Here is a 7,657-nt window from a genome sequence, read left to right on the forward strand (position 1 = left end):
TCACGCCACGGCCAGGGGAGTGGTGTCGGCCCGGTGGTGCCGACCGATCGGGATGATCATCGGGGTGCCGGTGACCGGGTCGACGGTGATCCGGCAGTCGAGGTCGAAAACCTGCTCCACCAGCTCCGTGGTGATCACCTCGGCGGGGGCACCCTGCGCGACGATCCGTCCCGCCTTCATCGCGATCAGGTGGTCGGCGTACCGGCTGGCCTGGTTGAGGTCGTGCAGCACCATCACGATCGTGCGGTTCTCCTGCCGGTTGAGGTCGACGACCAGGTCGAGTACGTCGATCTGGTGGGCCAGGTCGAGGAACGTGGTCGGCTCGTCGAGCAGCAGCACCGGTGTGCCCTGCGCGATGGACATCGCGATCCAGGCCCGTTGTCGTTGGCCGCCGGAGAGTTCGTCGACCGGACGGTGCGCGAGGTCGAGCATGTCGGTGGCGGTCAGCGCGTCGTGCACCGCCCGCTCGTCCGTTGTGGACCACTGCCGCCACCAGGTCTGGTGCGGCGCGCGTCCCCGGGTGACCAGGTCGATCACGGTGAGTCCGGCCGGTGCGACCGGTGACTGCGGCAGGATCCCGATCCGGCGGGCAACCTGCCGGGTCGGCATGGACTGGATCGACCTGCCGTCCAGTTCGACCGCGCCGGCGCGCGGCGGGAGCAGCCGGGCGAGCGCCTGGAGCAGGGTCGACTTGCCGCAGGCGTTGGCGCCGACGATCACCGTGATCCGGCCGGGCGGGATGGCGACCTCGAGGTCGTCGACGACGATCATCTTGTCGTAGCCCAGACGCAGGCCGGTCGCGCGCAGGTCGGGGGGTTCGACCGTCGGGTCTGGCGTGGCTCGGCCGAGGGGTTCAGCGGTCACGGGTCATCCTCCGGAGCCGGTTCGGTTGGCGCGGGCGAGGAGCCAGAGCAGGACCGGGGCGCCGAGCACACCGGTCACCACCCCGACGGGCAGGTGGTCGTCCGGCAGCACGTGCCGGGCGATCAGGTCACCGGTCAGCACGATCAGGGCACCGGTCAGCGCGGAGACCAGCAGCGGAGGCGCGGCCACGGCGGCCAGCCGCTGGGCGATCTGCGGTGCGATCAGCGCGACGAACAGGATCGGTCCGGCGGCAGCGGTGCCGAAGGCGGCCAGGCCGACGGCGGTCACCAGGAGCGCCAACTGGGCGCGGGCGACGTGCGTACCGAGGCCGGTGGCGACCGCCTCGCCGAGTTGCAGCGTACGCAGCCAGCGGCTGAGCAGCAGGGTGGCGGGTACGAGCACCGCCAGCGCCAGCCCGATCGGGCGTACGTGGTGCCAGCCGCGCTCGTTGAGGCTGCCGACCAGCCAGCCGACCGCCTTCTGCGCCTCGAACGGCAACGCCTTGGCGATCAGGTAGTCGGTGGCGCTGGTGCACATCCAGGCCACCCCGATGCCGACCAGGACGATCCGGTATCCGGTCGCCCCGCGCCCCCACGCGAGCACGTACACCGCGAGGGCGGCGACCAGGGCCCCGAGCAGGCCGAGGGCCTGCGTGCCGAGCCCGGCGCCGAAGCCGAGCACGATGCCGGCGACCACCGCGGTCTGCGCCCCGGCGATCACCCCGATCATGTCCGGGCTGGCCAGCGGGTTGCGGGTCATGGTCTGGAACACCGCACCGGAGATGCCGAAGGCGGCTCCGACGAGCAGGCCGACCAGCACCCGGGGCAGGCGGAGCTCGTTCACCACGAGCAGGGTGCCGGGGTCGCCGACGCCGAACAGGGCGGGGACCACGTCGGTCACCGTGATCGGGTAGTCGCCGGTGGCGACGCCGAGGCAGAACACCCCGAAGGTGGCGACCGCGAGCACGGTCGTGACCACCAGGACGCGTACGGACACGACGCCGGACACGGCGCCCCGGCCCAGCCGGAACGTGGCCCGTCCGGCCTCGGTGGTCAGTTCGAGCAGGGCCATCAGAGTTCCGCCAGCCGACGCCGACGGACCAGGGCGATGAAGAACGGCGCACCGAGGAAGGCGACGATGACGCCGACCTGGATCTCCCCGGGCCGGGCCACCACCCGGCCGGCGATGTCCGCCGTCAGCAACAGGATCGGTGCCAGAACCAGGGTGTACGGCAGCAGCCAGCGATAGTCCGGCCCGGTGATCATCCGCACCAGGTGCGGTACGACGAGCCCGACGAAGACGATCGGTCCGGTGACCGCGACCGTGGCGGCGGCCAGCACGGTGACGGCGGCGGCTCCGCCCAGCCGGATCAGGCCGACCCGACGGCCGAGCGCCGTGGCCACCTGGTCGCCGAGGGCGAGGCTGTTCAGCGCGGGCGCGAGGGCGAGCGCGGCGAGGATGCCGACGGCGAGGAACGGCAGCACCCGCAGCAGGGTGCCGCTGGTCTGCCCGGCGATCGAGCCCGCGGTCCAGAACCGGTAGCGATCCAGGGCCAGCGGGCTGGCCAGCACGATGGCGCTGGTCAGGGAGCCGAGCAGCAGGGTCACCCCGACTCCGGCCAGGGCGAGTTTCACCGGTGTCGCCCCACCCCGTCCCACCCCACCGAGCAGGTAGACGACGGCGCTGGCGAGCAGTGCACCGAGGATGGCGAACCAGATGTAGCCGTACAGGCCGGTGAGATGCAGCACAGCGCTCGCGGTGACGATGCCGAAGGCCGCACCGGCGCTGACCCCGAGCAGTCCGGGGTCGGCCAGCGGGTTGCGGGTCAGTCCCTGCATGACGGCACCGGCCAGGCCGATCGCGGCACCGGCCAGCAGGCCGAGCGCGGTACGCGGCAGCCGCAGACCCCGTACGATCGCGAGGATGTCCTCGGGTGCCTGGCCGGGGTCCACCAGGGACCGTACGACCTGGGTGAGCGGGATCTGCCGGGCTCCGATCGCGATGGAGAGCAGACAGACCAGACCGAGTACGAGCATCCCGGCGGTGAGCGCGACCACGTGGTGTCGGGTCCGCCCGCGCACCGTGGGTGGCCTGATCGGTGCGCTCACATGGTCTCCCCTCACAGGTTGTGCCTCGGCGGCGCTGATCGTCGCTCGACACGGGTGTGAGCATCCTACGGCTTGAGGTTAGGTAAGCCGACCCTTACTATATGGCAACCTCTCCTCGGCGGGTGCCGAGGCTCAGTGCGACGCGATTCCCGAAGGGGACCCATGCTTAGCCCGTCGAAGATAGTCAATCGCCGGTCCGGCCTGCTGGCGCGGACGCTGCTGGCGGTGGCACTGACCGCCACGGTGGCCGCCTGCGGTGGCGACTCCGCCGAGCCCGACGCCGCCGCGCCATCGGCGACCTCCGGGGCGTTCCCGGTCACGATCGAGCACAAGTACGGTTCCACCACCGTCACCAAGGCGGCCACCCGCGTGGTCACCCTCGGGCTCAGTGACCAGGACACGGTGCTGGCGTTGGGCATCAAGCCGGTCGGTGCGGTCGACTGGTTCGGCGAGCGCCCGTTCGGCAACTGGGCCTGGGTGAAGGACAAGTGGGGGACCACCCCGCCGGAGATCGTCGGCGAGCGGGACGAGTACCAGGTCGAGAAGATCGTCGCGCTGAAGCCGGACCTGATCATCGCGCAGTACTCGGGCATGACGCAGGAGCAGTACACCACCCTGTCGAAGATCGCCCCGGTGGTTGCCCAGTCCAAGAAGTACGACGACTACTCCACCCCGTGGGACGAGATGGCCCAGGTGATCGGGCAGGCCCTCGGCCAGCAGCCGAAGGTCGACGAGCTGCTCGCCGCGATCGACCAGCGCCTCGCCGACATCCGCAAGCAGCACCCGGAGTTCGCGACCCAGACCGCCGTGGTGGCGGACCCGAGCGAGCCGGGCACGTACGCCGCGTTCGCCAAGAGCGACCCCAAGGCGCAGCTGCTGGGCGAGATGGGCTTCAAGCTCTCCGACCAGGTCGAACAGGTCGCCGGCAAGGACACCGCCGCGGTGATCAGCTCGGAGCGGCTGGACCTGCTCGACGTGGACCGGCTGGTGCTGCTGACCACCGACGAGTCGGTGGAGCCGCGGGTCAAGGCCGATCCGGTCTACGCGGCGCTGAAGGTGGCCAAGGAGCAGCGGGCCGTGTTCGTGCCCTACATGGAGCCGCCGGTCGGTGCGGCACTGTCCTTCGTCACCGTCCTCAGCGTCCCGTACGCGATCGACCAGCTCCTGCCGATGCTCGTCGCGCCCGGTCGGTAAACGTGGCGGCCTACCTGCCGTTCGCCGTACGGGTGCTCCGGGTCCAGCGCCTGAGCCCGACCTTCGTACGCGTGACCGTGGCCGGCGAATCCCTCGCGGGGTTCGCCGGTCACGGCTTCGACCAGCGGATCAACCTGCTGTTCCCGCGCAACGGCGATCCTGACGAACTGCCCACCGGCCCGGACTGGGTGCAGCAGTGGCAGTCGGTGCCGGTCGACCGGCGCCCGCCGCTGCGGACGTATACGGTGCGGGCGTTCCGGCCGGAGCGCCGCGAACTCGACCTGGACTTCGTGCTGCACGGTGACGTCGGCCCGGCGTCCCGCTGGGCGGGCGCCGCCCGCCCCGGTGACCCGATCACCATCATCGGCCCGGTCGCCGGACATCCCGGCCCGGTCGGCGACGTGGCCTGGGCACCGCCGCCGCACCCGAGGCGGCTGCTGCTGGCCGCGGATGAGGCCGCCCTCCCGGCGGCGTCGGCCATCGCCGAGACACTCGGGCCCGAGGACCGGGCGACGGTCGTGCTGGAGGTGGCGGAACCCGCCGACGCCGTCGAGTTCGACGCGCCGGCCGGCGTGACGGTGATCTGGCTGTCCCGCAGCCGGGGCGAACGCCTCGGTCCGGTGGTACGCGACCTGCTCACGGACCTGGTCCCGGTGCCGGTGGGCGCGACCTCGTCCGTCCGATCAGGACAGCCGGGGCTTGTCGTGGCGGCTGGGGGTGGCGAATCCGACCTGGCGGACGACGTCGAGGACCCGTGGGACGTACCCGAACAGGGCGAGACGGACGGCTCGGCCGGCTTCTACGCCTGGCTCGCCGGGGAGGCGGGCGCGGTGGTGGCGATGCGTCGCCACCTGGTGGGGGAGCGGGGTGTCGACCGGCGTTCGGTGGCGTTCATGGGGTACTGGCGCCGGGGCAGGTCCCAGGAGAACTGACAGCTCGGGCGGGTCCGGACCCGGCGCGTCGTGCTCCGGGGCGGGACCCGCCCGAGTTCGCGGTCAGGGCTGGTTGGTGAGGTAGCCGCCCATCGTGTGGAAGTACTCGGTCGCCGGGTACTCGGTGCCGTCGTCGGTGCGTACCCGTTTGATCACCAGGCCGTGGCTGCGGCCGTGCCGGGCCTCGCTGCCCGCGACGATGACGATCCCGTCGCCTTCCTTGATGAAGACCCGGCCGGGGGTACCGCCGTAGTAGCCGCGCGACACCCCGGCCTCGATGATCCGGACCCGCTCGCCCTTGTGGTGGGTGAACGCGTTCGGGTACGGATCCGCCAGGGCCCGGACCAGCCGCTCCAGATCCTCCGCCGGCCAGGTCCAGTCGATCAGGCTGTCCTGGATGGACCGCTTGTGGAAGAAGCTGCCCTGACTCGGGTCCTGCTTGGCCCAGTCGGTCCGACCGGATTCGATCAGTGCCAGGCCGTCCAGGGTGATCGGCCCGAACAGGGCCAGGGTGCGGTGGAACAGGTCCGCCGTGGTGTCGGTGGGCCCGACCGGCACCGCGCGCTGCAGCACGATGTCGCCGCCGTCCAGGGTGTCGTCCATCAGGTGCGCGGTGACCCCGACCTCCGGCTCGCCGTTGATCAGCGCCCAGATCAGCGGGGAGAACCCGGCGTACTTGGGCAGCAGTGAGTCGTGCACGTTGAGGGTGCCGTGACGAGGGATGTTGAAGATCGCCGGGGGCAGCCAGGTGCGCCAGTTGGTGGCCACGATCACGTCCGCGTCGGCCTGCTTGACCTGGTCGGCCAGCTCGTCGTCCGGGCGCTGGCGCAACAGCACCGGTACGTTGTGCTCGCGGGCCAGGTCCGCCACCGAGTCGTCCCACATCTGCTCGTACGCGTGGTCGCTCTTGGGATGCGTCACCACCATGACGACCTCATGTTCCGAGTCCAGCAGCGCCTGCAGGGTCCGATGACCCCAGGTCTGGTAACCGAACATGATCACTCGCATGTGGAGGCCTCCTGGCGATGGGGGATACTAGTCAGGCAAGGCTTACCTAGCTAGCGTGTGGGGTGTTGCTGTCGACTCATTGACCGAGATTTGAAGCAAGGGTAGCCTACCCTAAATCGACGATCTAGGGGTGTGGTCCATGGCGCACGTACCGCCGCATGACGAGGTGCCTGTTCACGACATCGTCGGAGTGGGGTTCGGGCCGTCCAACCTGGCCCTGGCCATCGCCCTGACCGAACAGGCCGGAACAACCGGACCGGACGAGGCGAAACGGCCGGTGAGCGCGGTCTTCCTCGAACGACAACAGAGCTTCGGCTGGCACCGGGGCATGCTGTTGGACGACGCGACAATGCAGGTCTCGTTCCTCAAGGACCTGGTGACGCTGCGCAACCCCACCAGCCGGTTCAGTTTCCTGGCCTACCTGCACGCCAAGGGCCGGCTGGTCGACTTCATCAACCACAAGACGCTCTACCCGCTGCGGATCGAGTACCACGACTACCTCGAATGGGCCGCTGCCCAGGTGGACGACCTGGTCCGGTACGGCCACGAGGTGATCGGCGTACGCCCGGTGACCACCGAGGACGGCATCGAGCTGGTCGACGTGCTGGTCGACACCGGCGAGGGCACCACCGTGCATCGGGCCCGCAACCTCGTACTCGCCACCGGTCTCACGCCCCGGCTGCCGGCCGGTGTCATCGCCGACGACCGGATCTGGCACAGCCGCGACCTGCTGTTCAACCTCGCCCGTCGTACCGGCCCGGCACCGTCGCGGTTCGTGGTCGTCGGCGCCGGACAGAGCGCCGCCGAGGTCACCGCGCACCTGCACGAGCGGTTCCCCGACGCCGAGGTCTGCGCGGTCTTCTCCCGCTACGGCTACAGCCCGGCCGACGACAGCTCGTTCGCCAACCGGATCTTCGACCCGGGCGCCGTCGACGACTACTTCGACGCGCCCGCCGACGTGAAGACCCAGCTCATGGACTACCACGGCAACACCAACTACTCCGTGGTGGACGGCGACCTGATCGCCGAGTTGTACCGGCGCAGCTACCGGGAACAGGTGCTCGGCCAGTCCCGGCTGCGGCTGCTCAACACCTCCCGGCTGCGTTCCGCCGTGTCGCACGCGGACGGCGTACAGGTCACCATCGAGACGCTGATCACCGGGCAGCCCGCCGTACTCGACGCGGACGTGCTGATCTGCGCCACCGGCTACGACCCGGTCGACCCGGCAACCATGCTCGGCGAGCTGAGCCGCTACTGCCACCGCGACGAACTCGGCCGGCTGCGGCTGGACCGCGACTACCGGGTGTCCACCGGCGACCAGCTCCGCTGCGGCATCTACCTGCAGGGCGGCACCGAGCACAGCCACGGGATCAGCTCCTCCCTGCTGTCCAACGGCTCCGTACGCGCCGCCGAGATCCTGGAGTCGATCGTGGCCCACCGCGACCTGCCCAGCTCGGTGCCGGCGTACCCGGCCGGGGCACTGCGGGCCTGACCGTCACCGGTGCTCCGCCCGGCCGCCCCCACGGCCGGTCGGACACCGTGCCCCGCCCC

Annotated in this window: 7 protein-coding genes; 3 read left to right on the forward strand and 4 right to left on the reverse strand. The window is 70.7% G+C overall.

Annotation, left to right across the window (positions count from 1 at the left end):
* The 3 genes from OIE47_RS31610 to OIE47_RS31620 are packed head-to-tail and all read right to left on the reverse strand — an operon-like array spanning position 1 to position 2,900.
* Positions 1-864 (reverse strand): ABC transporter ATP-binding protein, encoded by an 864-nt coding sequence (locus OIE47_RS31610; RefSeq protein ID WP_442792009.1) that lies wholly within the window; start codon positions 862-864, stop codon positions 1-3.
* Positions 865-867: 3 nt separating this feature from the next.
* Positions 868-1,935 (reverse strand): FecCD family ABC transporter permease, encoded by a 1,068-nt coding sequence (locus OIE47_RS31615; protein ID WP_326558186.1) that lies wholly within the window; start codon positions 1,933-1,935, stop codon positions 868-870.
* The gene (locus tag OIE47_RS31620; RefSeq protein WP_442792199.1) at positions 1,935-2,900 is read right to left on the reverse strand and encodes a FecCD family ABC transporter permease; all 966 of its coding nucleotides are present in this window, start codon (positions 2,898-2,900) and stop codon (positions 1,935-1,937) included. The genes OIE47_RS31615 and OIE47_RS31620 overlap by 1 nt, the downstream gene beginning before the upstream one ends.
* A gap of 234 nt (positions 2,901-3,134) precedes the next feature.
* Here OIE47_RS31620 and OIE47_RS31625 point away from each other — a divergent pair, with 234 nt between their 5' ends.
* The gene (locus OIE47_RS31625; RefSeq protein ID WP_326558188.1) at positions 3,135-4,166 is read left to right on the forward strand and encodes an iron-siderophore ABC transporter substrate-binding protein; all 1,032 of its coding nucleotides are present in this window, start codon (positions 3,135-3,137) and stop codon (positions 4,164-4,166) included.
* Positions 4,167-4,168: 2 nt separating this feature from the next.
* Positions 4,169-5,098, forward strand: a complete 930-nt coding sequence (locus OIE47_RS31630; RefSeq protein ID WP_326558189.1) for a siderophore-interacting protein — start codon at positions 4,169-4,171, stop codon at positions 5,096-5,098.
* A gap of 63 nt (positions 5,099-5,161) precedes the next feature.
* Here OIE47_RS31630 and OIE47_RS31635 read toward each other — a convergent pair whose 3' ends face one another.
* On the reverse strand, positions 5,162-6,106 hold the full coding sequence (locus tag OIE47_RS31635; RefSeq protein ID WP_326558190.1) for a methionyl-tRNA formyltransferase: 945 nt from the start codon (positions 6,104-6,106) through the stop codon (positions 5,162-5,164).
* A gap of 139 nt (positions 6,107-6,245) precedes the next feature.
* Here OIE47_RS31635 and OIE47_RS31640 point away from each other — a divergent pair, with 139 nt between their 5' ends.
* The gene (locus OIE47_RS31640; protein ID WP_326558191.1) at positions 6,246-7,598 is read left to right on the forward strand and encodes a lysine N(6)-hydroxylase/L-ornithine N(5)-oxygenase family protein; all 1,353 of its coding nucleotides are present in this window, start codon (positions 6,246-6,248) and stop codon (positions 7,596-7,598) included.
* Positions 7,599-7,657 lie beyond the last annotated feature (59 nt).

This window comes from Micromonospora sp. NBC_01796, from assembly GCF_035917455.1.
Taxonomy (GTDB): Bacteria; Actinomycetota; Actinomycetes; order Mycobacteriales; family Micromonosporaceae; genus Micromonospora_G.

Excerpts from the sequence above, each read along its gene's own strand:
- OIE47_RS31615 (WP_326558186.1), bottom strand. The coding sequence starts at position 1,935 with ATGGCCCTGCTCGAACTGACCACCGAGGCCGGACGGGCCACGTTCCGG.
- OIE47_RS31620 (WP_442792199.1), bottom strand. The coding sequence starts at position 2,900 with ATGCTCGTACTCGGTCTGGTCTGTCTGCTCTCCATCGCGATCGGAGCC.
- OIE47_RS31625 (WP_326558188.1), top strand. The coding sequence starts at position 3,135 with ATGCTTAGCCCGTCGAAGATAGTCAATCGCCGGTCCGGCCTGCTGGCG.
- OIE47_RS31635 (WP_326558190.1), bottom strand. The coding sequence starts at position 6,106 with ATGCGAGTGATCATGTTCGGTTACCAGACCTGGGGTCATCGGACCCTG.
- OIE47_RS31640 (WP_326558191.1), top strand. The coding sequence starts at position 6,246 with ATGGCGCACGTACCGCCGCATGACGAGGTGCCTGTTCACGACATCGTC.